General features: G+C 62.7%; 26 protein-coding genes and 1 pseudogene. 10 read left to right on the forward strand and 17 right to left on the reverse strand.

All coding sequences use genetic code 11. From position 1 onward, the window contains the following. Positions 1 to 260 precede the first annotated feature (260 nt). Together NMG70_RS07545 and NMG70_RS07550 are read left to right on the forward strand one after the other, a co-directional pair. Complete coding sequence (locus NMG70_RS07545; protein ID WP_095491597.1) at positions 261 to 761, forward strand: type III secretion system chaperone family protein; 501 nt, start codon at positions 261 to 263, stop codon at positions 759 to 761. An 18-nt stretch (positions 762 to 779) separates the two neighbouring features. Then, positions 780 to 1,139 carry a tRNA-binding protein gene (locus NMG70_RS07550; RefSeq protein WP_254023947.1) on the forward strand — a complete coding sequence of 120 codons (360 nt, stop codon included), beginning with the start codon at positions 780 to 782 and terminating at the stop codon, positions 1,137 to 1,139. 734 nt (positions 1,140 to 1,873) lie between these two features. Here NMG70_RS07550 and NMG70_RS07555 read toward each other — a convergent pair. The 5 genes and pseudogenes from NMG70_RS07555 to NMG70_RS07575 all read right to left on the reverse strand — a co-directional run. Next, a pseudogene (locus NMG70_RS07555) lies at positions 1,874 to 1,975 on the reverse strand (YybH family protein); the annotation flags it as partial. Between the two features lie 135 nt (positions 1,976 to 2,110). Beyond that, positions 2,111 to 3,196, reverse strand: coding sequence for a glycosyltransferase family 4 protein (locus NMG70_RS07560; protein WP_254023948.1), 1,086 nt, complete (start codon positions 3,194 to 3,196; stop codon positions 2,111 to 2,113). Between the two features lie 270 nt (positions 3,197 to 3,466). Continuing rightward, positions 3,467 to 4,879 carry an ATP-binding protein gene (locus NMG70_RS07565; RefSeq protein WP_254023949.1) on the reverse strand — a complete coding sequence of 471 codons (1,413 nt, stop codon included), beginning with the start codon at positions 4,877 to 4,879 and terminating at the stop codon, positions 3,467 to 3,469. Positions 4,880 to 4,931: 52 nt separating this feature from the next. Then, positions 4,932 to 5,651, reverse strand: a complete 720-nt coding sequence (locus NMG70_RS07570) for a response regulator (protein WP_036267167.1) — start codon at positions 5,649 to 5,651, stop codon at positions 4,932 to 4,934. After that, positions 5,638 to 6,171, reverse strand: a complete 534-nt coding sequence (locus NMG70_RS07575; protein WP_254023950.1) for a MarR family winged helix-turn-helix transcriptional regulator — start codon at positions 6,169 to 6,171, stop codon at positions 5,638 to 5,640. Before NMG70_RS07575 ends, NMG70_RS07570 begins: the two co-directional genes overlap by 14 nt. A gap of 243 nt (positions 6,172 to 6,414) precedes the next feature. Between NMG70_RS07575 and NMG70_RS07580 the strand changes: the two genes are divergently transcribed. From NMG70_RS07580 to NMG70_RS07590, 3 genes are all read left to right on the forward strand, one after another. Next, entirely contained in the window at positions 6,415 to 7,308 is an 894-nt protein-coding gene (locus tag NMG70_RS07580; protein WP_254023951.1) for a branched-chain amino acid aminotransferase, read from the forward strand. 145 nt (positions 7,309 to 7,453) lie between these two features. Further along, the gene (locus tag NMG70_RS07585) at positions 7,454 to 7,771 is read left to right on the forward strand and encodes a hypothetical protein (RefSeq protein WP_254023952.1); all 318 of its coding nucleotides are present in this window, start codon (positions 7,454 to 7,456) and stop codon (positions 7,769 to 7,771) included. A gap of 223 nt (positions 7,772 to 7,994) precedes the next feature. Then, positions 7,995 to 8,636, forward strand: a complete 642-nt coding sequence (locus NMG70_RS07590) for an MBL fold metallo-hydrolase (RefSeq protein ID WP_254023953.1) — start codon at positions 7,995 to 7,997, stop codon at positions 8,634 to 8,636. Positions 8,637 to 8,843: 207 nt separating this feature from the next. Here the strand turns inward: NMG70_RS07590 and NMG70_RS07595 are convergent, their stop codons facing one another. The 3 genes from NMG70_RS07595 to NMG70_RS07605 all read right to left on the reverse strand — a co-directional run bounded on the left by NMG70_RS07595 (position 8,844) and on the right by NMG70_RS07605 (position 10,213). Next, positions 8,844 to 9,260, reverse strand: a complete 417-nt coding sequence (locus NMG70_RS07595) for a BA14K family protein (RefSeq protein ID WP_254023954.1) — start codon at positions 9,258 to 9,260, stop codon at positions 8,844 to 8,846. A gap of 232 nt (positions 9,261 to 9,492) precedes the next feature. Then, positions 9,493 to 9,705: a cold-shock protein gene (locus NMG70_RS07600; RefSeq protein WP_006202521.1), complete on the reverse strand. Its 213-nt coding sequence runs from the start codon at positions 9,703 to 9,705 to the stop codon at positions 9,493 to 9,495. 295 nt (positions 9,706 to 10,000) lie between these two features. Continuing rightward, the gene (locus NMG70_RS07605; protein ID WP_023799871.1) at positions 10,001 to 10,213 is read right to left on the reverse strand and encodes a cold-shock protein; all 213 of its coding nucleotides are present in this window, start codon (positions 10,211 to 10,213) and stop codon (positions 10,001 to 10,003) included. A gap of 517 nt (positions 10,214 to 10,730) precedes the next feature. Between NMG70_RS07605 and NMG70_RS07610 the strand changes: the two genes are divergently transcribed. Beyond that, positions 10,731 to 11,132: a Kazal-type serine protease inhibitor family protein gene (locus NMG70_RS07610; RefSeq protein ID WP_254023955.1), complete on the forward strand. Its 402-nt coding sequence runs from the start codon at positions 10,731 to 10,733 to the stop codon at positions 11,130 to 11,132. Positions 11,133 to 11,283: 151 nt separating this feature from the next. On the opposite strand, the gene NMG70_RS07615 is transcribed toward NMG70_RS07610, so the two are convergent. After that, entirely contained in the window at positions 11,284 to 11,532 is a 249-nt protein-coding gene (locus tag NMG70_RS07615; protein ID WP_077379956.1) for a hypothetical protein, read from the reverse strand. Continuing rightward, on the reverse strand, positions 11,529 to 11,795 hold the full coding sequence (locus tag NMG70_RS07620; RefSeq protein ID WP_027151071.1) for a hypothetical protein: 267 nt from the start codon (positions 11,793 to 11,795) through the stop codon (positions 11,529 to 11,531). The genes NMG70_RS07615 and NMG70_RS07620 overlap by 4 nt, the downstream gene beginning before the upstream one ends. A 390-nt stretch (positions 11,796 to 12,185) precedes the next feature. On the opposite strand from NMG70_RS07620, the gene NMG70_RS07625 reads away from it, so the two are divergent. Next, positions 12,186 to 12,380: a hypothetical protein gene (locus tag NMG70_RS07625; protein ID WP_254023956.1), complete on the forward strand. Its 195-nt coding sequence runs from the start codon at positions 12,186 to 12,188 to the stop codon at positions 12,378 to 12,380. 195 nt (positions 12,381 to 12,575) lie between these two features. Beyond that, positions 12,576 to 14,210: a tetratricopeptide repeat-containing sulfotransferase family protein gene (locus tag NMG70_RS07630; RefSeq protein ID WP_254023957.1), complete on the forward strand. Its 1,635-nt coding sequence runs from the start codon at positions 12,576 to 12,578 to the stop codon at positions 14,208 to 14,210. Between the two features lie 7 nt (positions 14,211 to 14,217). On the opposite strand, the gene NMG70_RS07635 is transcribed toward NMG70_RS07630, so the two are convergent. From NMG70_RS07635 to NMG70_RS07665, 7 genes are all read right to left on the reverse strand, one after another. Beyond that, positions 14,218 to 14,571 (reverse strand): DUF1428 domain-containing protein, encoded by a 354-nt coding sequence (locus NMG70_RS07635; protein ID WP_254023958.1) that lies wholly within the window; start codon positions 14,569 to 14,571, stop codon positions 14,218 to 14,220. A gap of 185 nt (positions 14,572 to 14,756) precedes the next feature. Next, positions 14,757 to 15,185: a VOC family protein gene (locus NMG70_RS07640; RefSeq protein ID WP_254023959.1), complete on the reverse strand. Its 429-nt coding sequence runs from the start codon at positions 15,183 to 15,185 to the stop codon at positions 14,757 to 14,759. 198 nt (positions 15,186 to 15,383) lie between these two features. Then, the gene (locus NMG70_RS07645) at positions 15,384 to 15,569 is read right to left on the reverse strand and encodes a hypothetical protein (protein ID WP_023799860.1); all 186 of its coding nucleotides are present in this window, start codon (positions 15,567 to 15,569) and stop codon (positions 15,384 to 15,386) included. 134 nt (positions 15,570 to 15,703) lie between these two features. Continuing rightward, positions 15,704 to 16,093 carry a nuclear transport factor 2 family protein gene (locus tag NMG70_RS07650; RefSeq protein WP_254023960.1) on the reverse strand — a complete coding sequence of 130 codons (390 nt, stop codon included), beginning with the start codon at positions 16,091 to 16,093 and terminating at the stop codon, positions 15,704 to 15,706. Positions 16,094 to 16,228: 135 nt separating this feature from the next. Next, positions 16,229 to 17,761: an ABC-F family ATP-binding cassette domain-containing protein gene (locus NMG70_RS07655; protein WP_254023961.1), complete on the reverse strand. Its 1,533-nt coding sequence runs from the start codon at positions 17,759 to 17,761 to the stop codon at positions 16,229 to 16,231. Between the two features lie 440 nt (positions 17,762 to 18,201). Continuing rightward, positions 18,202 to 21,351 carry an excinuclease ABC subunit UvrB gene (gene uvrB / locus NMG70_RS07660; RefSeq protein ID WP_254023962.1) on the reverse strand — a complete coding sequence of 1,050 codons (3,150 nt, stop codon included), beginning with the start codon at positions 21,349 to 21,351 and terminating at the stop codon, positions 18,202 to 18,204. Positions 21,352 to 21,462: 111 nt separating this feature from the next. After that, on the reverse strand, positions 21,463 to 22,716 hold the full coding sequence (locus NMG70_RS07665; RefSeq protein ID WP_254023963.1) for a hypothetical protein: 1,254 nt from the start codon (positions 22,714 to 22,716) through the stop codon (positions 21,463 to 21,465). A 154-nt stretch (positions 22,717 to 22,870) separates the two neighbouring features. Between NMG70_RS07665 and NMG70_RS07670 the strand changes: the two genes are divergently transcribed. Both NMG70_RS07670 and NMG70_RS07675 read left to right on the forward strand, forming a co-directional pair. Next, positions 22,871 to 23,899, forward strand: a complete 1,029-nt coding sequence (locus tag NMG70_RS07670; RefSeq protein ID WP_254023964.1) for a CapA family protein — start codon at positions 22,871 to 22,873, stop codon at positions 23,897 to 23,899. Between the two features lie 311 nt (positions 23,900 to 24,210). Continuing rightward, positions 24,211 to 25,176 carry a hypothetical protein gene (locus NMG70_RS07675; RefSeq protein WP_254023978.1) on the forward strand — a complete coding sequence of 322 codons (966 nt, stop codon included), beginning with the start codon at positions 24,211 to 24,213 and terminating at the stop codon, positions 25,174 to 25,176. Positions 25,177 to 25,234 lie beyond the last annotated feature (58 nt).

The raw sequence follows: 25,234 nt of genomic DNA on the forward strand, positions 1-25,234 counted from the left end.
TTCGGAGCAGGGTCATGCGGCCGGGCGGTGGGGTACGGTCTGGGGTCTTTGCGTTGACGAAGTCCCGGCCGTCCGAGTTCTAGACAAAATTGTTCGTTGTGCGTGCCTCTCCCGCGGAGCGTGTGGTGGCGCTCCGCCTAGAGCGACGTGCGTCCACTTGGACGCACAAAGTACGCTCTGGCACTTTGAATGTTCGCATCGTGCTTTCCGAAAATCGAACCGATTTTCGGGCCGATGCGATAGAACGACAGGAAGCATTCATGGAACTTCTCGAACTCGAATTCTCGCGCGAAATCCATCCGGTGGATGTTATCGAGCAGGTGGCGCATAACAACGAGTGGTCCTTCGAACGGGCCGGTGACGACGAGATTTCGATTTCGGTTGCCGGAAGCTGGACCGACTACCACGTCTCATTTTCCTGGATGGAGGATTTCGAGGCGCTGCATCTGGCCTGCGCTTTCGACATCAAGGTGCCGGAGGCGCGCGCGCTCGAAGTGATGCGGCTGCTTTCGCTGATCAACGAGCAGATGCTGTTCGGCCATTTCGACCTCTGGGAGCAGGAGGGCGCGATCATGTTCCGCCAGTCGCTGCTGCTCGCCGGCGGGGTCGAGCCGTCGAGCCAGCAGGTCGAGGTGCTGTTGTCGTCGGCGCTGGAAGCCTGCGAATGCTATTTCCAGGCGTTCCAGTTCGTCGTCTGGTCGGGAACCTCGGCCAAGGATGCGCTGGCCGGCGTCCTGTTCGAGACCTACGGAAACGCCTGAGCCAGGACCTGAACCTCCATGAGTTCGAGCGGCCAGCGCAAGCCCGAGATCAGCTTCGCCGATTTCGACCGTGTCGACATTCGCGCCGGCACCATCGTCGAGGCCGAGCCGTTTCCCGAGGCGCGCAAGCCGTCGATCAAGCTGAAGATCGATTTCGGCGCTGACATCGGGGTGAAGAAATCGTCGGCGCAGATCACCAAATATTATGCGCCCGAGACTCTGATCGGCCGGCAGGTGTTCGCGGTGGTCAATTTTCCGCCGCGGCAGATCGGCCCCTTCATGTCGGAAGTGCTGACGCTTGGCTTTCCCGACGAGGAGGGTGCGGTCGTGCTTGGCGCGATCGAACGCAGGGTGCCTGACGGCGGCCGACTGTTCTAGCTTCGTCATCCACGGGCGGAGCGGGAGCGAAGCGGACGCGCAGACTTTCGGTGGCACTGAACATCCTGACAGGATTCGGCTGCCCGTGATGCTATGGTCAGCGTGCGGCTGGGCGCGGTCCCGCAGCCAGCACAGTGCCAGGAGTTCGCCATGTTCAGGATCAACCGCCGCACCTTGATCCTCAATTCCGCAAGCGCCGTGATCGCTTCAACCGTTGTCGGAACGGCCGTCGCCAGGGAACCGCAGCGACGGAACAGCGACGGAACCAGGTACCATCCCGCGAGCTGCGGGCATTGATCGAAGCGCATAGGGCAACGTACGCGGCGTTCGGTAGGGCCGTCCACGAAAGGGGCAGTAGCGGCCGCGACTGTGCCAAGGCTAGCCGGGCTGAAGAAAAAGCGCTGGTGGCTGTCTGCTCCTATCCCGCTTCCCGCTGTCAGCGAAGCCGATCGGCGGGCCAAGGCAAAGTATCTACTGAATGTCGAGGCACGCGGCGAGCTCGACCTCAAAGAGCACATGCAAGCCGTTCTGCGCTCGACGATGTGGAAGGCATAGAGGGGAAGGCAGGGAGTTTTTCCATGCTGTGATCAGGGGCTGGGCCGCTGCGGCTTTGACCGTATCCACACCCAAGCGGCGATTCCCATAGAAGCAGCGAAGTCCCCTTCCGAGAACCTGACGGTGTATCAGCGACCCGGTAGCGGAACCCTCCCGTCGGAAGCAGAGAACGCCGTTGATCAGTTGAAGGTGTGCAGCCGGAGTTTCAGGCTGCCATCTGCCTGCTTTTCGAAGACGTGGGTTGCCACCCCGGCCCACGGCTGATCCGCACCATTGGCGTCTTAAGCGAGATGTCGGCAGGCCGTCCGCATCACGAGCACGGTCGTGCCGTCGCCGATGCCTTTTTTCGAAATTCGGACTCGCGACCAGCTGTTTGGGCATTCGATCCTGATGCCAGTGAAGCCGCCGCTCGCAGGTCACGGAATGGATGTTCGGGTCTGCGCATCGGCTTTGCCGCCGCTTCGCTCGCGGACGACGAAAGGTGGTGTCATTTTTCGCTGGGTGCCCAGTGCCTCTCCAACCGTTTCCAGGAACATCTCCGCGCAGGCTTTCCAGCTATAGCGCATTGCCCGTTGGCGCGCCTCGGCGCGGTCGACATCGAGCGCGGCGAGCGCGGCCTCACGCAAATCGTTCGACACCGCTCCGCCGACGCCGTCGCCGACAATGTCGATTGGCCCGGTCACCGGATAAGCTGCGACCGGCGTGCCGCTGGCCAGCGCCTCGATGATGACATTGCCGAACGTGTCGGTGCGGCTGGGAAAAACGAAGACATCGACAGAGGCGTAGATTTCGGCCAGTTCGTCGTTCGGGCGGTGGCCAAGGAAATGGGCATCGGGGTATCTCGCCTTGAGCCTGGCCAACTCCGGTCCCTCGCCGACGACCACCTTGCTACCGGGCAAATCCAAGTCGAGGAAGGCGGTCAGGTTCTTTTCGATCGCAACGCGGCCGACGCAGAGGAAGATCGGTCGCTCGAGCCCCAGATCCTTTTTCTTGTTGGGCCGGAAATGGTCGGTATCGACGCCGCGCGTCCATGGGCTGAGCTTGGTGAAGCCGCGCGCCGCCAGATCGTCCGCCAGCGACTGGGTGGCGACCAGCGTGCCCTGTCCGGAATTGTGGAAATCGCGAAGCCAGCGATAGGTCCAGGCTTCCGGTATTGGCAGCCGCGCGCTCAGATATTCCGGAAAGCGCGTGTGATAGCTTGTCGTGAACGGCCGGCCCGCCTTGCGGCAATAGCGCCGGGCCATCATGCCGAGCGGGCCTTCGGTGACGATATGGATATGATCGGCATTGCGCGCTTCGATCAGGCGCGCGACGCGGCCTGGCGTCGTCAGCGCCAGCCGGATGTCGGGATAGGTCGGCAAGGGCAAGGTACGAAAGATGTTCGGGGTCAGGAAGTCCGTCTCGACGTCGAAGGATTTCAGGGTCTCCGAAAGCCGTTCCAGCGTATGGACGACGCCGTTGACTTGCGGGCGCCAGGCGTCGGTGACCATCAGGATGCGCATAGCAGGCCTTTGCTAGAAAGGTCGTCGGTTTCCTTGATGCGAGGCCGCGAGGCCGAATCAATCAGGATCACGCGCTTCATGCGCGCTCTTCAGCATGGTTTCATGACGGGCCGATGAAGGCATAGCCGGATGGCCGTCTACAACCACCTGAGAGCACGATGTGTAGGTTCAAAGTGTTAGAGCGTGCCTTGTGCGTCCAATTCAACGCACGTCGCGTCGGTTCAAAGTGTAGAGCGTACTTTGTGCGTCCAAGGACGCACGTCGCTCTACTCAAGCCGGAACCTTGATGACGGCGCGCAAGCCGCCGAGCGGGCTCTTGTCGAGCATGATGTCGCCGCCATGGCTGCGGGCGATGTCGCGTGCGATGGCAAGGCCGAGGCCGGTGCCGCTGGCGTCGAGGTTGCGGGCCTCGTCAAGCCGCACGAAAGGCTTGAACACGTGCTCGCGCTTTTCGGGCGGAATGCCCGGACCGTCGTCGTCGATGGTGACGAGCAGTGAGCCGCGGCCGTGGTTGGCGTTGATCTCAACCGTCTTGGCATAACGGAAGGCGTTGCCGACGACATTGGACAACAGCCGGGCAAAGGCGTGGGGCCGCACATGCACATTTGGATCGCCGGCGAGCGCGGTCGACAGCTTGCGCTTGCGCAGCGTGGCCTCCTCGCCGAGTTTGTCGAAATAGGCTTCAAGGTTGAAACGGCCGGCGTCTTCCGTTGCCTCGCCGCGGGCAAAGGCGAGATAGCCTTCCAGCATGGACTGCATGTCGTCAATGTCCTGGCCTAGCGCCTCGGTGTCGGCCTTGGTCCCGGTCAGCGCAAGCTGCAGCTTGAAGCGGGTGAGGATGGTCCTCAAATCGTGACTGACGCCGCTCAGCATGGCGGTGCGCTGTTCGAGCTGGCGTTCGATGCGTTCGCGCATCTGGATAAAGGCAAAGCCGGCGCGGCGAACCTCCTCGGCGCCGCGCGGACGGAAATCGAGCGGCATCGGCCGGCCCTTGCCGAAACTTTCGGCGGCCTCGGCCAGCGTCAGGATCGGCCGGATCTGATTGCGCAGGAAAGGGATGGCGATCATCAGCAGCACCAGCGAGGTGCCGACCATCCAGATCAGGAAAATGTGCGTGTTCGAGGCATAGGCCTGACTGCGGCGCACGAAGGCGCGCAGCACCTTGCCCTCGAGTTGGACGCGGACCTCGATGATGTTGGAATTGCCGACCGTATCGATCCAGAACGGGCGGTTGATCTGATGGGTGATCTCGGACGAGAGAATTTCGTCGAGGATCGAGAAGAACGGCTTTGGACCCGGTGCCGGCAGCGGATCGGGCGGCAGCAAGTCGATCTTCAGCTGCATGCGATCTTGCGCGATGCGGATGATGTTGGCGTAGTCGGCGTCGTTCGGATAGGTTTCCACCAGGTCGACAATCGCCGCAATGTCGCGGACCGTGGCCTGCGACAGGCGTTGCGTCACGGTCTGCCAGTGGCGTTCCATGAAGACAAAGGCAAGGACCGATTGCAGCAGGATCATCGGTGCGATGACGATGATCAGCGAGCGGGCATAGAGCCGCTTCGGCATGTAAAGCGAAACGAGGCGCCAGAACCGTTTCCAGGCAAGCGGCACCGCCTTCAGCGCCCGCCTGGCGCGAGCGCTCAAGCCGCGATCTCCCGGCCGTTCCAGTTGTGTGGTCGCCATTCGCCCTTTTTGCTCATCTGCAGCCACTCAACAAGGGGATGCGGGCGGCAGTCTATTCCACGCTGAGCCGATACCCAATACCGCGCACGGTTTGCAGCCAGACCGGATTGGACGGATCGCGTTCGATCTTGCGGCGCAGCCTGTTGATCTGGACGTCGATGGTGCGCTCGCCGACTTCGGACTCGTCGCCGACAAGTTCATGACGCGGTATCGTTTCGCCGGCCCGCGCCGCGAAGATCGCCAGGATCTCCTGCTCGCGGTCGGTCAGCTTCAAAGCCTCGCCGCCGCGCTTGAGCTCCCGCCTGGCGATCTGGAACGTGTAAGGCCCGAAAACCAGCTGCTCGACCTTGGGCGTTGTTGCCGGTCCGCCGCGGCGCAGGATGTTGTTGATGCGCAGGATCAATTCGCGGGGATCGAAAGGCTTCGGCAGATAGTCGTCGGCGCCGGCCTCGAGCCCGGTGATCCGGCTGTCGGTCTCGGAGAGCGCGGTAAGCATCAGGATCGGCACGTTCTTGCTTGCCCGCAATGCCTTGGCGAGATCGACGCCGGTTTCGCCCGGCATCATGATATCGAGCACGAGCAGATCGAAGTCGAGGCCGGCGAGCTTGCGCCGCGCTTCGCCGGAATTTCCGGCAACGGTGACGCGAAAGCCGTTTTCGGTCAGATATTGTTTGAGAAGATTGCGGATACGGGTATCGTCATCAATCACCAGCAGATGCGGCGCGTCGTCGTCCGGCGCTGCCGGTTGATCAACCCTTTCAATGGTCTCCATGGCTTTTCCCTGACGTTTTTGCGGGCACAATGTCGATCTGCGCCCTTAGTTCCGGATTGACCATCGCTTCCAGGAAGCGCTCGATCAAGGCGCGTTCGGTGGCTCCGGAATCTTCCAATGCAGCATGGATGCGGCGTGACTGTGGCCGTGCCAGCGCCAGCGCCAGGGCGCGGCCCTTGGCTGTCGGATAGAGCTCGCGCTGGCGGCGGTCGCGCGGACCCTGCAACTGGACGATGTGGTCGGTGTCGATCAGTTGCTTGAGCACGCGCGCCAGGCTCTGCTTGGTGATCTTCAGCACCTCGAGGAGTTCGGCGACCGTCAGGCCCGGCCTGCGATTGACGAAATGCAGAACCCGGTGATGGGCGCGGCCGAAGCCATAGTCGGACAGGATCTGGTCCGGATCGGAGGTAAAATCGCGATAGGCGAAGAAGAACAGTTCGATGATGGCAAAGTCGATGCCGTCCTCGTCGGTGATCGCCGTCCTGATCGGTTTTCCGGCTGGGTGGCTGCGATCCGTCATCTTTTCTCCGTGCGAAAGGGAAATTATGTCAGTACTATTGACGTAATTTCCCGGCAATGGTAATTTTTGACAAGCTTTTCGGCGGATTGCGAACGAAAAGGCAAGGGAAAGCCGTTTTTCCGGAACTTCCTGAGTTTGCCAGACCTTATATATCCGCCTACGCTTCGAGATACCGGCCGCCTGGTGCGGCTGACAAGAAACGCGCAACGATAATGGGCGGGCGGTCGCCCGCGGGAGGTTACCATGGCATCCGTTCCCTTTGACCAAATGGACGGCTTTATCTGGATGAACGGCGAATTCGTCCAATGGGCCGACGCCAAGATCCACGTGCTGACCCATGGCCTGCACTACGCCAGCGCGGTGTTCGAGGGCGAACGCGCCTATGGCGGCGAGATTTTCAAGCTGACCGACCACAGCGAGCGCCTGCACGAATCGGCACGCCTGCTCGGCTTCAAGATTCCCTATTCGGTTGCCGAGATCGACGACGCCTGCCGCACGCTGTTGAAGAAGCAGGGTTTTCAGGATGCCTATGTCCGGCCGATCGCCTGGCGCGGCAGCGAACAAATGGGCGTTTCGGCGCAAAACAGCCGGATCAACTGCGCCATCGCCATCTGGCAGTGGCCGAGCTATTTCGATCCGGCGCAGAAGCTGAAGGGCATCCGTCTCGACCTGGCCGAATGGCGCCGCCCCGATCCGCGCACCGCGCCGTCGAAATCGAAGGCCGCCGGCCTCTACATGATCTGCACCATGTCCAAGCATGCCGCCGAAGCCAAGGGCTATGCCGACGCCATGATGCTCGACTGGCGCGGTCAGGTTGCGGAAGCGACCGGCGCCAATATCTTCTTCGTCAAGGACGGCAAGATCCACACACCCACCCCCGATTGCTTCCTCGACGGCATCACCCGCCGTACGGTGATCAGCCTTGCCAAGGATCGCGGCTTCGAGGTGATCGAGCGCACCATCATGCCGGAAGAGCTCGAAGGCTTTCAGCAGTGCTTCCTCACCGGAACGGCGGCCGAGGTGACGCCCGTTTCTGAGATCGGTCCATACCGATTCGAGGTGGACGAAATCGCCAAGACTCTGATGAACGACTATTCTGCAGCCGTTCAGCCCAAGCAGGCGATTGCTGCAGAATAACGAAAGTGCCAACTTTTTTTATAAGTAGGGGCGGTTTTCGGGCCGCCCCTTTTATTTAAGCGCTTCTGCATTTGACTTTGGTCCAATTCGGCGTCTCATGATGGTGTCGGCCCGGGAGGCTGGCGGCTATGGAGGGACTGGTAGTATGGACATGAACACGCTTCTTCAGATCATTGTTCAGGTGATTGCGGGTGTCATCGGTGGCCAGGCGGTGGGCGCGGCGCTCAAAACAGCGGCAATGGGGCAGCTTACCAAAATCCTGGGCGGCGCCCTCGGCGGCGTCGGCGGTGCGGCCATCCTCGGCAGCCTGCTCGGCGGTGGCACGATCGATCCGGCTGCGGCCGCAGCGGCAACGGGCGGATTGGGTAGCGCGCTGAATGTGCAGAACATCCTCGGCGGTGCCGGTGGTGGCGCCATTCTGACGGCCATCATCGGCGCGGTCATGAATGCGACGAAGAAGTAGCCTAAAGCGCGTCGCGTTCGACCGACCTCACGCGACGCGCTTTAGGTTGTTGTTTATGCATGTCGTTATCGCAAATTTTGCGCGACCTGCATTAGCGGTTTCGGACTTTTGCGTGGGCGGCTTCGGCCGCCCATTTCATTTTTGCGTTGTCGCGACAGCCGGATGCGGTGGACGACGTTCGCGTGTGTCTCTAAATCAGCAGCGACACAGCGAAAGGACGATCATGGGTCAGCTCAACGCCGGCATCGTGCCGGTCACGGCCTTCCAGCAAAACTGCACCATCCTCTTCGACATGGACGACAGACAAGGCGTCGTCGTCGATCCCGGCGGCGACATCGGCAAGGTGCTGGCAGTGCTCAAGGACAATGCGATCAATGCCGGCGCGATCTGGATCACGCATGGTCACATCGACCACGCCGGCGGCGCCATGGAACTGAAGGAGGCGCTCGGCATCGAGATCATCGGTCCGCATGAGGCCGACCGCCCGTTGCTAGCCAATCTCGAGAAGCAGGCGAAACACTACGGCATCACCGATCCGGTGCGCAACTGCGTGCCCGACCGCTTTCTCAGCGAAGGCGATACCGTCTCGTTCGGCCAGCACGCGTTCGAAGTCTTTCATTGCCCCGGCCACGCGCCCGGCCATGTCGTCTACTACAATCGTGCTGCGAAGTTCGCCCATGTCGGCGACGTGTTGTTTCGCGGCTCGGTCGGGCGCACCGACCTGCCGGGCGGCGACCATGCCGCGCTGATCGCCTCGATCAAGGACAAGCTTCTGCCGCTCGGCGACGACATCGGCTTCATCTGCGGCCATGGTCCCGGCGGCCGCTTCGGCGAGGAGCGCCGGAGCAATCCATTCCTGATTTAATGCATGTCGCGCAAAAGCACGCCCTCGGGGTTGAACCGAGGGTGTGCAGCGGTTTTGCGATACGACATGCATAAAACATCAGCCTAGAACGCGTCGTGGCTGAGAAGCCTCACGCGACGCGCATCGGTCTCTTGCCTTAAAGAAAAGATGCCGACAACAAAAAAGCGCTGGCCTTGCGGACAGCGCTTTTTTGGGGGCAGGGGCGCCTCAGTTCGCGGTGCAGAAATGCTGTTCGCCGTCATAGCCGGTGAACGTGCCGGTGCGGGCGTTGAAAGAGCGATAGCGATCCGAACAATATTCATACCAGCCACGGGTCCATGGCTCGGCATAGCCGTCATTGTAGACGACCCGCGGTTCCGCGTAGTAGCGGCGCACCGGGGCGGGCCGTGGATAACGACGATAATCGTCATAGCCGGGCTCGTAATAGCTGGGCTGCGGGTTGTTGAGCGCACCAACGATCAGGGCGCCGGCCGCGAGGCCAAGGACGCCAGCCGCGATCGCATCGCCATTATCACGATGGTGGTGCCGGTGGCGCCAGTCACCAGCGCTGGCCGCCGGCAAGGTCGCGAGCGTGGTTGCAACAATCGCGGCGGACAGGACGGCGGTCTTGAAAATTCGGTTCATCTCGATCTCCTTCATGCCGGCCCGGGTAATCTACGGCCCGGGTAATCTGGGGCATGCGGTCCGGCTTTAGCCAAGATTAGTAGATGACCGTGGCTGAACGGGGGCTGAACGAAATTTGCGGGCTGGGACCAGTCGATTCATCGATCAGGCATGGCGCAAGGCACAAATATCGTACGCTCAACAACGAGCGGAGCTGCGCCAGCGGACCGTCCGACGCTGTCTCGAACTCGGCTCAGCCGATCGACAGGTTGACGGCTTTCGGACCCTTGCCGCGCTTGTCCGGTTCGGTGTCGAATGTTACCTTCTGCCCATCCTCAAGACCGGGAAGACCCGACGCCTGCACGGCCGAAATATGGACGAAGACATCCTTCGCGCCATCATCCGGCGTGATGAAGCCGAAGCCTTTGGCATGATTGAAGAATTTGACGGTGCCGGTCTGCGGCATGGGAAGCTCCTTTGATCCCATCAAGTCCAGTCTCGGGCCGGCAAATGCCCGAGTGGAAATTTGTCGTTTATTTTAGCGCCATCGGCAAGAGAAAGTTTTTCGAGCATTGGCTTGCCGCCCTGCCACGAAAAAAGGCGCGACGAAACCGCCGCGCCTTCGAAACTCGGGTCCGGCGCTGAAAGCCGGTTCAAGGCCTTTGGAGGGGCCTCGGGCTCATTCCTGGCACGCCCGGCCTGGCACGCCCGGCCTGGCACGTCCGGCCTGGCACGTCCGGGCGGACATGCGCGCCGACGGTTCAGTCCGCGCGGAGATTGACCGCCTTCGGCCCCTTGCCCATGCGGTCGGGCTCGACATCGAACGTGACCTTCTGGCCATCAACGAGCGTGCGCAGGCCCGAAGCCTCGATTGCGGAGATGTGGACGAACACATCCTTGGCGCCGTCATCTGGCGTGATGAAGCCGAAGCCTTTGGTAGCGTTGAAGAATTTAACGGTGCCGGTCTGGGCCATTGGGGAAACTCCTTCACCCGTGTCAGTCTTTGTGGTTTGCCCGCCGCCTGACGCCGTGGGCAAGTCCCGGTGGTTGCTTCGGCAGTCATGCATTGGCGCATGGTTAGAACCCCCGCCGAAAAACGGGGCCGTCAGAGATTCACAGTATCGGGGAAAGGTCGTCCAAAACGTTCCGCTCTCCGGGTCGCAAATGCCCGAACACAAAATTTATCGCACGGAAACGTGATGGTTGCAAGGTAGCGCCACCGGCCCACATGGGCGCATCCGCACGCATGGCATCGACAAAGCGGGGCCTGGTCATCGGCCATAGCAGCGGCCGCGCATGACCAGTCGGCCAGGAGCCCGAAACAGGGGTTGCATTCGGCGGGTGGAATGGCGAGGATTGGCTTGGAATGGGGCGCATTTTGCATTCTTAGCGCATGCCGTTATCCCAAGCCGCTTCGCACCCTCGGGTCAGGCCCCGTGGGCATGCTTTTGGCCTAATGCATTGGAGCGGGGGCTCGAGGGAGGTCTGGTGATGAAATTTCTTGCGGCAATCTTTTCGCGACAGGGTTTTGCCATCCTGTTGCTGTCGGCAGTTCTTGCAGCCTGCACCGCGGTGGTGGTGGAGGAGGACCGACCGGGGTACCGCCCGCCTCGGCCCGAGCCGCAATTTTGCACCAGACAATATGATCCGGTCTGCGCCCGGCGCGGTGGCGACCGCCAGACCTTCGCCAACGCCTGCCTTGCCGAGCGGGCCGGGTACCGCATTATCAGCCGCGGCCAGTGCCGCGACGGTGGCGGTGATGGCGAGCAGACATTCTGCACGCGCGAATACCGCCCGGTCTGCGCCCGCCGCGGTGGCGAGTTGCGCACCTTCCCCAACGCCTGCGAGGCTCGCGCCGCCGACTATCGCATCGTCGACGACCGTCCCTGCTGAGAGGCTGGTTTCCTCCCGTCTCCGGGCGTCTCCGGGCGGGGAGGGTCCATCTATCCACTGGACAAGCAGGCGAGGGCAACTGGCGCCTCTTGCTAGGCTGGCAGCCTCGCCTTGCGGCAGGCGACGAACTCGGCCCTGGGAGCCTGGGCGGCTAGCTGTTTGGATCGTCGGCGACTTCGAGATTGTCTTCCGTGGTGACCCGCTCATGGGTCTCCTCGTCGCTGCGGATGCGGTATTGCGGCGAGCCGTCCTTGACCGGCAGCTTGCTCTTGATCTGGAACAGCTCGGCGGTCTTCTGAACAAGGCCGGTGCGGCTCTTCATGCGAACAGTCTGGCCGATCGCGAAAAGATGCGCGGGCGTGTCGGTGCGCGGGCGCGCGTTCTGCTGGAAGCGGATCATGCGGCATTCTCCTGGTCGCGTCTCAGCGCGGTTTCGAGTTCGGCGAAGTCGATGGCGACCAATTGGCTGGTCTGGCTTTTCACCGTCCTTGCCGGCAGATGGATGAAAGTGGCGACACGGCGCCAGGCAAGCCACGAAATGCCGTCGACAAGCTCCTCATCGTGGTCGATGTCGTAGTCGCCGGCCGGCAATTGTCCTTCCAGGCCGCCAATCATGAAGGGTGCCTCGAAATGCGCGATGGAATGGGTAGTTCGGCCAGACATTCTCGTGCCTCGAAGTGTCGTCCCGGCGTGGATCCGATAGGGTGGTGGCCGCTTCGCGGCACCGGGACTTAAGGGTCGTGCGTCCCGTATCGGCCATTTGGGTGTCGGCAATTTGGGTATCGGCGATCTGGAATGAGTTTGGCGGGTCGAGAACTTCTGACGCCGCGAGATGCCAAGCTTGGCCCAAAAAACGATCTCAATTCATTAATCCAAAATTGTGGTTTATTCAAGAAAATTCCCGCCTGGTGCTGATCTTTTCGTAAAATTACTTTTCTATGGCTATTTATAAAATGGTGATACGGTCCAGACACTTCACAAGAATTGTTTTCGCTTGTGCCGGGAAAAGTTCGTCCCGGCACTGATTCTTATTTAGATCTGAAAGGAATAGCCATGGTTCCCGTGAAAACACCGGATGGTTCGGCCGTAACAATCAAGCCGATTGTCAAGCAGGTCGGCGGGCCTGCGAAAGTCATGTCGGCACGGCTGACGATACGAAGTGACGAGGCAGCACGGCGCAAGATCGCCGATACCGACGGCACGCTGCGGCGGGCCAGACAGGTTGCGGAGACCAACCGCCTGATCTGACATGGCCGGGCCATGAACCCAGGATTTCCGGTAAGCTGGCCTGCGAACCCTTGAACCTGCCGCGCCGATGGCCTAGATCGCGGCAGGCGGACAAAACACGGCAGGTTTCCCATCAACAGAGATCCGAGAAGACCGGCAGGCGCGGGCGCCAATTTCGGCTCAGGCGGACAGCCGCCTCTGGGGCTGGACCAGCGCGTGCAGCAGGCGCTGCAATTGCATCAGGCTGGACGCCGGCAAGAGGCCGAGATGCTCTACCGGCAGGTGCTAGCGCAAAAGGCCAATCATGCGGCGGCAGCACATTTCCTCGGTTTGCTGCTGCACCAGACCGGGCGCAGCGCCGAAGGACTTGATCTCCTCGAACAGTCGGTGCGCCTGCAACCCAAGAATCCAGATTTCCTCAACAATCTCGGCACCGTGATGCGCGACCTCGGCCGTGTCGGTGCAGCCGTCGATTTCTTCCGTGGCGCGGTGGCAATCCGGCCGGACCAACTCGCGGCGCGCGACAATCTCGGCTCCTCGCTGAAGCAACTCGGCCAGTTCGAGGGCGCGGAGGAGATTTATCGCGGCACCATCGGTCGCAACCCGTTCCATGTCCGCGCCCGCATCGGGCTTGCCGAAACGCTGCAGGAGGCTGGGCGGCTGGAGGAGGCGCTTGCCGTTTTCCGCGAAGCATTGGCAATTCGGCCGAAGGACGCCGACCTGCTGCACGGTCTGGGCGTCGGGCTGATGGAGAAGGGCAGCCTCGGAGAGGCGGCGGAGCATTTCCGGCAGGCGCTGGCGGTCGATCCCGGCATGGCCAGGGCCTGGCTGATGCTCACCCAGGTGAAGCGCCAGCAGGAGCGCGACGCCGAGCTTGCCGGGATGGAGGCGCAGCACGCCAAGGCGCCGGAAGGCAGCCTGGCGCGCATGCAGCTTTCCTTCGGCCTCGGCAAGGCCAATGACGACCTGAAGGATTATGGCCGAGCCTTCGATTATTTCGCCGAAGGCAATGCGATCCGCCGCACGGGCATCGATTACGATGCGGTCAAGACACGCGCCGAATTCGAGGCGATGAAGGCGGTGTTCGACAAGCCCTTCTTCGACAAGCACAGACCGAGCGGGATCGCCGACGACACGCCGATCTTTGTCGTCGGCATGCCGCGCTCCGGCACCACGCTGGTCGAGCAGATCATCGCCAGCCATCCGCAGGTCTATGGCGCCGGTGAGCTCGGCATATTGAAGACGGCGGTCGGCAAGCAGTTTCCGCCTGCTATGAAGGGCGGCTTTCCCTGGGGCATCGCCGACATGCCCGACAAGGCGTTTGCCGAGGCGGGCCAGGCCTATCTAGACCTGCTGCACGCCCGCTATCCGGGTTTCCGGCATGTCACCGACAAGATGCCCGGCAACTTCCTGCTGATCGGCTTCATCCATCTGATGCTGCCCAAGGCCAGGATCATCCATTGCGCGCGCGACGCGGCGGCGACCTGCCTGTCGATCTACAAGGTGCATTTCCGCGGCGACAGCCACCGCTACGGCTACGACCTCGGCGAACTCGCCGATTTCCACAATCTCTACACCGACATCATGGCGCATTGGCGCACCGTTCTGCCTGACGTCGTGCATGATGTGCGCTACGAGGATTTCGTCGCCGACCAGGAAGGGCAGACGCGGGCGCTGATCGCCTATCTCGGCCTGCCATGGGACGATGCAGTGCTGTCGTTCCACGAGACCGACCGGCCGGTGCGCACGGCGTCGGCGGCGCAGGTGCGCCAGCCGATGTACCAGGGCTCGGTCGATCTGTGGAAACGCTATGGCGACCGGCTCAAGCCACTGCTCGACCGGCTGGCATAATGCTGGCCTATAGCTCGACGAACGGCTGAAAGCCGCCGAAGATCATGCGCTTGCCGTCGAACGGCATCGCCGACCAGTCGGATTTCAAGCGTGGGTCGGCCATCACCTTGGCCATGACCGCCTCGCGGCTCTGCCGCGATTCATAGACGGCCCATGAGAAGACGACGACTTCGTCGTCCTTGGCCTGCACGGCGCGTGGGAACGAGGTGACCTCGCCATAGGGGACGTCGTCGCCTATGCATTCGACAAAGGCGAGCGCACCATGCTCCTTCCAGACGGCGCCGGCTGTTTCGGCCAGCTCCTTGTAGGCGTCGAGATTTGCCTTGGGCACGGCAAGTACGAAACCATCGACATAGGACATTTTGTTTCTCCTTGGGTTGACTTACCTTTCCTTCTCCCCTTGTGGGAGAAGGTGGATTGGCGCGCAGCGCCAAGACGGTTGAGGGGTGTTGGACGGAGTGCCGTCGGTGCTAAGCTGGAACACCCCTCATCCGACCGCGCTTCGCGCGGCCACCTTCTCCCACAAGGGGAGAAGGAAAGAAGGCGCTAGGCGGCCTTCACGGGCGCGTTCATTGCCCACTCGACACCGAACGGATCGCGCATGTTACCCCAGCGATCACCCCAGAACATCACTTGCAACGGCATCACTTCCTCGCAACCGGCATCGATGGCGCGCTGCCACCAGGCGTCGATGTCGTCGCTGCCGAGATGCAGCTGCATGGTGAAGCCCTGCGGCTTCACCGGGGCCATTCCGTGCTCGGGATAGAAGTCGGAAATCATCAGCGTCGAACCGTTGATGCGGAGATGGATGTGCATCGTCCGGCCCTGCTCGTCCGGCGGGTAGAAGAAGACCTGCTCGGCGCCGAAGGCCTTCTGATAGAATTCCGAAGCCTTGAAGGCGCCGTCCAGCTGAAGGTAGGGCGTCAATCCGCCGAGGACTTTCGCTTTAGGCTGGGTTTGGGGTTGGTCGTTCATCTTTTGCTCCTCTCTGCGTTTGGTTTGATCTTGCGGACCACAGGACGAACGAAGCGGCGGCGATCCTACACGTCAGATGCATTTTTTTATGCCGAGACCAGATGCGACGGGCCGTCGGCGGTTGGAGTGACCCTAGGCGACGCGCAAGGCTTATCACGGCGCCGTTGCGACCGGTTGGTCTCTTCATCTTGCGTCGGATCATCTTGCCTCAGACAAGGAGATTGCAATCCGGCGGCTGTTTTGCGCGTCGACGACGATCTCCGGCCAGCCGATGTCCTTGCGCAGTTCGATCGGCAATGAAAGCAGGGCGCGCTCGCTGCGGTAACGGGCGCGAGCCGCCGAGTAACGGGTCGCGATGCGACCAACGGACGACAGAATAGACATGTTGCTCTCTCCTCGATTGGCGCCGGCATCACCGTGTCGGCATCCCAAGGACGTGGCGCGCGACCATGATCCGACAGAGCGTCGGAATTTCTTGTCGTCAGATCGGTATCGGCCCGTGCAAAGGCGTATGTGGTTCAGCTGACCGCCGCAGCTAGCGCAGTGTCGTAATATTCCACCACCTCGACGGCCAAGCCGTCGCGTATTGTCCAGAAATCGGCGACGGGCATCACGAACTCGTCGCCGGTCGTGCGACGTGTCATGTGGTACTCGACCTGGGCGGCAACCTTGTCGCCGCCATCGATGATCTCGACTGGGATGACGCGCCGGTATTCGAAGTCCTCATTCAAGTCCAACAGGCGCGCAAGGAATTCCTGCTTGCCGCGAACGCTGCCGGCGCGACGCGACTGCCGCGGATCGGCGATCCAACGAAACACGACATCATCGGCGCAATGCGCCAGTGCGCCCTCGATGTCGCGATCTGCATAGGCTCGGTAGAAGTTGATAACGAGGTCTACCGCACGCATATCCTATCCCTCCCTAAGCTCTACCGCGGCAGGATGCGCATTTTTAGGTCGATGGAAAAGCTTTCTTCCGTGGTCAACACGGCGTCAGGGACGACAGTACTTCAAAATGTCGGCCCGGCAGACGCATTGTTTTCCTCAGCCAGTCCCCTCAGCCACCTCCCGAAAGAAATCCTCCGGGCTGTCGATCTCGGTCAGCCGCCGCTTCTCGATCAGCCAGAAGCGGTTGCCGGTCGCCCTGATGAAGGAGCGGTCGTGCGAGGCGAGCACGCAGCTTGCCTGATGGGCGAGCAGTTCCGTTTCCAGCGCCTCCTGGCCGTCGATATCGAGATGGTTGGTCGGCTCGTCGAGCAGGTAAAAATTGGGATTGGCGAGCCTGAGCGCCAGCATCATCAGCCGCGCCTTCTGCCCGCCCGACAGTACGCCGATCCTGCGCTCCTGCATGTCGATGCCGACGCCTGCACCTGCCAATAGCGAGCGGGCGCGCTGCTCGCCGACATCGAATCTGCGCGAGAGCATCGCCAGCGGCGTGTCGTCACCGCTGATGCCCGACAATGCCTGATCGCTGTAGCCGAGCACCGTCGACGGCGTCACCTTCACGCCTTGCGGCGCCGTGTCCGGCTCGACGATGGCATTCCTGATCAGGCTGATCAGCCGCGACTTGCCGACACCGTTGCGGCCGAGCAGCACGATGCGGTCGCCTTGGCAGATATGGCGCTTGCCGGTCCTGAACAGCAGCGTGCCGTCAGGCGTTTCGACCGCCACGTCGTCGAGCGTGATCAGCACCTTGGCATGGGTGCCGCGATTGGCGAGCTTTATCGCGCCCGCCGATTTTTCGCGGTGCGCCGGCGCTGCGACCTCCTCAATGCGCTGGGCGCGCTGGTGGAGCTGCTTGGTCTTGACCGTCAAAAGGTCACTGCCCGAGTTGATGCCGATGTTGTTGAGCTTGGCCGCCTGCCGGCGCAATTGCTGCGCCACCTTCATGTCACGCTGGAACTTGCGCTCGGTCGAGGCGTCGACTCCGCTCAACGCGTCGCGGGCCCGCGAATAGGGCAGCGCAAACACCTGCGACATTTCGGGGCGCAGGAACAGCGTCCGGTTGGTCGTTGCATCGAGAAACGCCCGGTCGTGGCTGGCAATCACCACCGGCACCTCGCGCGGCAGTGCGTTCAGCCAGGTTTCGAGCTGGCTGATCTTGGCGAGGTCGAGATGGTTGGTCGGCTCGTCGAGAAGCAGGACGTCGGGATCGGTGACCCAGACGCGCGCGATCAGCGCCAGCCTTTGCCAGCCGCCGCTCAAGGCCCGCATCGGCCGCTCGCGCATCGGCTGCGGTACGTCGAGCGAGTCGAGAACGATATCGACGCGCCATTGCTCGCTTTCGGCCTGCTCGGCCGGCAAGGCGTTGGCTACCACCTGCTGAAAGCCGTGCTCGCCCAGTGCTGCGGGAACGGCTTGCTCGACATGGCCAACGCGCAGGCCGCGCGTGCGGGTGATATCGCCTGATGTCGGCTCCATCTCGCCGGCCAGGCATTTCAGCAAGGTGGACTTGCCGCGGCCGTTGGCGGCGACGATGCCGAGCCGGTCGCCGGTGCCGACGCTGAGGTCGAGGTTGGAGAAGAGCGGCGCACTCATGGTGACGCCGAGGGACTTGAGGCTGATCAGGCCGGCCATGTTGGTTTCTCTGGTCTGCCCGGAGGGAGGTTCCGGTTGGATGCACTTTGACGGTGCGCAGGCTGGCCATCAGGCTCGGCGTTGCAGCACCACGAAGGGCAGACCAAGAAAATCGAAGCGGGAGAACCCGGGACCGTCTCTGGTCAGCCCTGCAAGCAAGCTCGCAGGGCGGAGACGGGGCCGCGCTGACGGTGGTGGTCGATTTGCACGCAGCCCTCCTTTCAAGACGTTTGGGTTGTAGAAACTGGCTACACCAAAGGTAGGGCCGGTGGCAAGGGTGGGCACTTTCCTTCTCCCCTTGTGGGAGAAGGTGGATCGGCGCGCAGAGCCGAGACGGTGAGGGTGCTGGACAGTGCACCGCCTTTGCCAAGCTGGAACACCCCTGATCCGACCGAGCTTCGCTCGGCCACCTTCTCCCACAAGGGGAGAAGGAAAGCTCCCTACCGTCCCGGCCTCCCGGTCTTGCCGGGACGGCGCTTTTCGCGGCGAGCATCGGCTGGGTCTTCGTAGGAGCCGATGCCCGCACGTTGGCGCTTGACCGGCTTGTCGCCGTCAACCGGTTTTTCCGTCCGCCGCACGGTCATCTCGTCGAGCGAGTTCTTCTTGAACAGCGGCTTGGTCGGCTCTCCGGGAATACCGAAATCGGAGCCGTGCGCCTCTTCGGCCGACTGTTTCTTGAACAGCGAGCGCGACACCGCGCCGGCGGGCGTCGGCATGTCGGTGCCCGGGCCCATGGCGTCGAGCGAGGGTTTTGCGAAGAGCGGCTTCTTGACCGGCACGGCGCCGTCGGCGCCCATCTCGTCGAGCGCGGGTTTGCGAAACAGACTCTTGCCGTCGTCGTCGACCGTGCGGTGGATGGCGCGGCCCTTGTTGTGCTTGCCCTTTTCGCGGCCCGAAACCGGGCTTTCCATATCGGCATATTTGGCCAGCGGATCGTCGGAGATGGACAGTTCCATCTCGCGCAGCCGCTTGATCTCGTCGCGGATGCGGGCCGCCTTCTCGAAATCGAGATTGGCGGCGGCATCGCGCATCTGCTTGTCCATCGCGTCGAGATGGGCTTTCAGATTGTTGCCCATCATCGCGCCGGCGCTGTCGGTGAACTGCGAGATGTCGGCGCGGACATGATCCTTCTCGTAGACCGAGTCGAGGATGTCGGAGATGCGCGACTTGACCGATTCCGGGGTGATGCCGTTGGCCGCGTTCCACTCCATCTGCTTTTCGCGACGGCGGTTGGTCTCGGCCATCGCCCGCTCCATCGAGCCTGTGATCTGGTCGGCGTAGAGGATGACCTTGCCGTCCACATTTCGGGCGGCGCGGCCGATGGTCTGGATCAGCGAGGTTTCGGAGCGCAAAAAACCCTCCTTGTCGGCATCGAGAATGGCGACGAAGCCGCATTCGGGGATGTCGAGGCCTTCGCGCAAAAGGTTGATGCCGACCAGCACGTCGAAGGCGCCGAGGCGCAGGTCGCGCAGGATCTCGATGCGCTCCAGCGTGTCGATGTCGGAGTGCATGTAGCGGACGCGAATGCCCTGCTCGTGCAGATATTCGGTCAGGTCCTCGGCCATGCGCTTGGTCAGCACGGTGACCAGCGTGCGGTAGCCGGCCCTGGTTGTTTCGCGGATTTCGCCGACGACATCGTCGACCTGGGTCTTGGCCGGGCGCACCTCGACCGGCGGGTCGATCAGGCCGGTCGGGCGGATGACCTGCTCGGCAAAGACGCCACCGGACTGCTCCATCTCCCAGACGCCGGGCGTCGCCGAAACCGCGACCGAAAGCGGGCGCATCGCGTCCCATTCCTCGAAGCGCAGCGGCCGGTTGTCCATGCAGGACGGCAGACGGAAACCGTACTCGGCCAGTGTCGCCTTGCGGCGAAAGTCGCCGCGATACATGCCGCCGATCTGCGGCACGGTAACATGGCTTTCGTCGATGAAGACCAGCGCGTTGTCGGGGATGTACTCGAACAGGGTCGGCGGCGGATCGCCCGGCTGGCGGCCGGTGAGATAGCGCGAATAGTTCTCGATGCCGGCGCAGGAGCCGGTCGCCTCAAGCATCTCGAGGTCGAAGCGGGTGCGCTGCTCCAGCCGCTGCGCTTCCAGCAACCGGCCGGCCCGTTCGAGTTCGACCAGCCGCTGCTTGAGCTCTTCCTTGATCGACTTGATGGCCTGGTTCAATGTCGGGCGTGGCGTCACATAGTGCGAATTGGCGTAGATCTTGACGCTCTTCAGCTCGCCGGTCTTCTGGCCGGTGAGCGGGTCGAATTCGGTGATCGCCTCGATCTCGTCGCCGAACAGCGAGATGCGCCAGGCGCGGTCCTCAAGGTGAGCCGGAAAAATCTCGATCGTGTCGCCGCGCACGCGGAACGAGCCGCGGACGAAGTTGATGTCCTGCCGCTTGTACTGCTGGGCGACGAGATCGGCGAGCAGCGCGCGCTGGTCGAGCCGGTCGCCGATCTGCATCTGGAAGGTCATCGCCGTGTAGGTCTCGACAGAGCCGATACCGTAGATGCAGGACACCGAGGCGACGATGATGACGTCGTCGCGCTCCAGCAGCGAGCGCGTCGCCGAATGGCGCATTCGATCGATCTGCTCGTTGATCGAGGATTCCTTCTCGATGAAGGTGTCGGTGCGCGGGACGTAGGCTTCCGGCTGGTAGTAGTCGTAATAGGAGACGAAATACTCGACGGCGTTTTCCGGGAAGAATTTCTTGAATTCGGAATAAAGTTGTGCGGCCAGCGTCTTGTTGGGGGCGAGGATCAAAGCAGGGCGCTGCGTCTCCTCGATCACCTTGGCCATGGTGAAGGTTTTTCCCGAGCCGGTGACGCCGAGGAGCACCTGGGTGCGGTCGTTGTCGTTGACGCCTTCGACAAGGTCCTTGATCGCTGTCGGCTGGTCGCCGGCCGGCTCGAAATCCGACACCATCTTGATGGCGATGCCGCCTTCGGATTTTTCCGGGCGGGCCGGGCGATGCGGCGTCCACAGCACGCCGTCCTTGTGCAGCGGGTTGCCGGATTCGATCAGCGCCGACAGCGCCGCCACGGTGGCGGTGACGCCGCCAGAGGCCATGGTCTCGGCTTCCTCCAGCGAAACATCGAGGCCGGCGACCGGGTTGAGGCCGGCCGCGGTGCGCTCCCGTGCCGAAGCCGCGCCACCCATCGAGGTGCCGCGTGCCGTGCGGCCGGGGGAAGAGGAACGTTCGGGGATTTTCTTTTGCTTGGCTGCTTCCCTCCCCCTTGAGGGGAGGGTGGCGGCGGAGCCGCCGGGTGGGGTCGGTGCGGCAGCGCTCGGCGTGCCCTTGCGTCCCGCGCTGCCTCCGGCGACCCCCTCTGTCGCCTTTGGCGACATCTCCCCCTCAAGGGGGGAAATTTGGCGCCCTTCCTTTTCGGCTTCCAGCTCGATCTGCTCGGCCCAATCGGCGATCGAGCCGGCCAGCGGCTTGCCTGAGAATTCAGCCTGCGGCGCTTCGGCAAAACCGCCCTTATGCAGCGGCTCCGACGCATCGAGGAAATCGGTCAGCGGGCTGCGCCGCTTGGGCGGCGAAGCGCGATCGTCACGCGCCGGCGGCGGCGTCTTTTTGTCAGGAAGTTTGGCCATGCCCCAAATATGGGAGGTATCGGCCAAAATGGAAAGAGCGGAGTGGCGCGCGGTGCGAGACGAAACCAAGCTGCTGACACAAGGGTGTCAGGAGCGATGTCGAACGCGCCCTCAGTTGAACCACAGCGCAAAGGTCAAAAACCCGGCGCCGCCGAACTGGCGCTGTGTCTGGTCGAACTCCTCGCTGGAGAGGATCTTTCCGCTCTCGAGATAGGGCGCGATGGCCGGGCCGGTGATCGACAGCACCAGATCGAAGGGCTTTGGCTCGTCGAAGAAGCGCTTCATGTTGATGCCTTTGTCGGCGATGCGAAAATGCGGCAGCAAGGTGCGGCCTTCGAGCAGGTCTTCGGCCATATCAAGCGCGGCGTGCCAGGCCTGGACCTGCTCCTCGCCGACTTCCAGGCCGGTGAGCGGGCTGGCGCCTTTCTGTTGCGGGCCGGGTAGCCATTCTCGGTGGTTGTCGGTCTCGGCGCGGATCGCCTTCCAGTCTTCGCGGGACAGCCGGATCATTTCCATGAGATGGCGGCGCGCCGCCTGGCGGCGCTCCGGTTCGACCACCGGCCAGTTGACCAGATGGACCAGCGAGATGAAGTCGGCGATGCGCCACTCGGACGACAACATGCCGCCGCTCATGCCGCCGTCCGGCGGCACGAGCGTGTCCTGCAGCGGCAGCTTTGCGCGCGGAAACAACATGTGGAACGAGCCGTCGAAGGCGTTGCTGAAGTCATGCGCCAGCCAGAAATCCGCCTGCGCCATCAGGAATTCGGCATAGCCCTGCAGCCAATAGCCGTCGGCGCGGTCGAAGCGGAAGGTGAGGGCGGGTGCGGCCGGGTCTGGCGCACCGCCGCCGCGTGACAGGGACGTCATGATCGCGGCGGCGCTTTCGTCCGGCGCGATCTGGCCGTCCTCGTTGAGGTCGATGCCGAGACGGGTGAGGTCGACCTCCATGCCGATGTCGGCATCGGCAGGCACGGCTCCAAGCGTGGCGGCGGACTTTTCCAGCCGATCGCGGAAGGCGACCAGGATGGCGCGGAAGCCGTCGTAGGTCAGCGGCTCGGGATTGGGATTGTCCGGTACCGGCAGCCGCATCAGCGGCAGCATGAAGGATTGCGGGCTTTCGAATCCGTGGCGGTGCAGACCGCCGGCCAGGATCTCCAGCGCGGTGAAGAATTGGCCGGCACCGGCGGCGTAGGCCGACGCAGGATCAGTGGGCGCAGCGGCTTCCAGCGCAGCAAGCGTGCTGTTGCGGTCGGCCACGGTTTTTGCCTCGAACAGGGCGGCCGGTTCAGAGGCCGCGGCACCGGCGGAAGCAACCGGCAGTAGCAGAAGAAGGGCGGATGCCAGCAGGCTCGAAAATCGCGTCATCTTGGTCCTCCGATATGCCGTTCGGCGGCAACCATATACGCATCTTGTGTGTTGCGCCTACTGCGGGCATCTGGCTGCACGATTGCGAACGGAGGCGCTTCGCTATATCAGGCGCATCGTCTACTGTGGCCGTTCATCCCGGTGCAGGCTGCGCGTGTCGAACTATCCGCTTTCCTACAAATTGTCCTGGCTGCCACGCTTCTTGGAGCCTTCGCTCAGCGGCGATCGACAAGGCTTTGCGCCGGCGGCAGGAACGATCATCGAGCCGCCACCGGTGCGGACGGTGCGGCTCGCCTTTGTCGGCGATATCTCGGCGGTGGCCAATCGCAGCGCAACGCAATGCGACCCGGCGATCGCCACGCTGCTCGGCTCCGCCGATCTGGTGGTCGGCAATTGCGAAAGCCCGGTGGTGGAGCGACCGAGCGCGGCGCTGGGCACGAAGCTTGGCATCCATCACGCCATGACCGAGCGGTTCCTTGCCGAAGCGTTGGCCGCCGTCGGCATCTCGCGGAATAAACTGGTGCTGTCGCTCGCCAACAACCACGCGCTCGACCAGGGGTTTGAGGGCTTCGACGAGACCGTGGCAGCGCTAGAACGGCTTGGCATCCGCAGCATCGGTGCCGCCGCCGGTCCGGTCGAACGCCTTGCAGTCGGGCCGCTGACAATAGGCTTTGCCGCCTTCACGCTGTGGCGCAATGCCGGCGCGGCTGCGTTCGCCGCCCGTGTGTCGATGCAAGGCGACCCGGCACGATGGCTGCGCCGCGACGCCGTCAATCTTACCTGCGCCGTGCCACATTGGGATTGGGAATTCCGGCATTTTCCACAGGCTGAAACGCGGGCGCTGGCACGCCATTTGGCCGCGCAGGGCGTCGGGCTGATCGCAGGCCATCATGCCCACGTCGTGCAGCCGGTGGAGCAGATCGGTAAGGCGCTCGTCGCCTATGGGCTCGGCGATTTCTTGGGCACCGCCTTTGCGCGCCAGCCATGGCCCGGCCGCATCGGGGGCATCCTGACCGTCGATATAAGCGCCGACGCCGGCACGCGTGGCGCCATTTCCGCCTATCGGCTGCATCCATTCATGCGGCTGCGCGCCGGCGACCATGAGCGGCTGGTTCCCATTGAGGCGCTGGAGAACCGAATGCGCAGCAAAGTCGAAGGCAGGTTGACTGCGATTTTTCCGTAGCGCCGTAAGTGAGGGCTAGCCGCACGTTGCTTATCGCACAAGTATGGCGCTGCCCCTCATTGTACTGCCGGACATTTCTCCCCGTAACGGGGAGAAAGACGCCGTCATTTGATGACTTCGCCAATCACAGCCTCGCCGAACGAGCGCCAGCGCACCGACAGCGGGCTTCTCCCCGTTCACGGGGAGAAGGTGCCGGCAGGCGGATGAGGGGCAGCGCAAACATCTGCTTGAGAAGCGCTGCCTCTCAGTGCTGTAGTCGAGATGTCGAAAAAATCGGCTATCATGAGTTTGTTAGGGGGCGTGGGGTGGCGATGCAAACAGCGGATTTCATGCCTGATGAAGCTGACATCGCCGGCATCAAGAGCAATCTCGCGGCCTACGAGGCCGAAAGGACTTCGGCCTACCGGCAAGTCCGCTGGCGGGTGCCGCTGTTCATCGGCCTGGTGCTGGTGTTCGTGGCGCTTGTCGCCTGGCTTTTCAACAGGATCGCCGATCCATACGAGCAATGGTTCTCGACACCGCATGTGTTGCTCTATGTCGTCGGGTTGGTGGCGGCGATCCTGCTCTATTTCCAGGCGATCAAGCCGACCAGCACGCTGCAGCAATCGTTCCGCAAGACGCTGCTGCCGATTATTTTCGGGTTTATCCAAGACATGCGCTACGAGCACGATGTGACGCCGAATTCGTTCGACCGGCTGCCGCGCGAGACGATCGGCACGTTCAGCAGCAAGCGCTTCGACGACATTGTATCCGGCCGTTACGAGGGATTTCCGTTCGAGCTTTACGAAGCCGATCTCCGGCAAGGCACGGGCGGCACGATAGCATTCAAGGGCGTCGTCGTCGCCTTCGAGACCATCGTACCGTTCCCCGGCATATTGGTGGCGGCCCGCCGGACTGACAAGGCCGTCGGGTTCTTCCGCGGCATGTTCGCCAGCAGGATGCAGGAATTGTCATGCGGGGTGCCCGTGCTCGATGCCGCCTACGACTTCCGCACCGACAATGTCGAGGCGGCGCAGCCACTGGTGAGCGGCCGGCTGGCGCAGGCACTGACATGGCTCAGCGAGACATGGCCCGACGATCCGGCGCGCGTCGCGCTCAATGGCGGCGACGGTTTTCTGCTGTTGCCGCAGACGAAGAATTTCTTCGAGCTGCCTGATATCTCGGTGCCGCTCGACTACGCCAAGCATGTCGCGCCGATGATATCAGACATGGGCGCGATGCTGGCGACGGCGGCGCTGGTGCGCAAGATCGGCGCAACGGACGCGGCGGCGGGTTAGCCGCTGAGAATCCTGGCCGCCAGCCAGTTCGCCGACCGCTAGAGCATCGGACGTTCAA

Source organism: Mesorhizobium ventifaucium (genome assembly GCF_935822925.1).
In the GTDB taxonomy this organism is placed as follows: domain Bacteria; phylum Pseudomonadota; class Alphaproteobacteria; order Rhizobiales; family Rhizobiaceae; genus Mesorhizobium; species Mesorhizobium ventifaucium.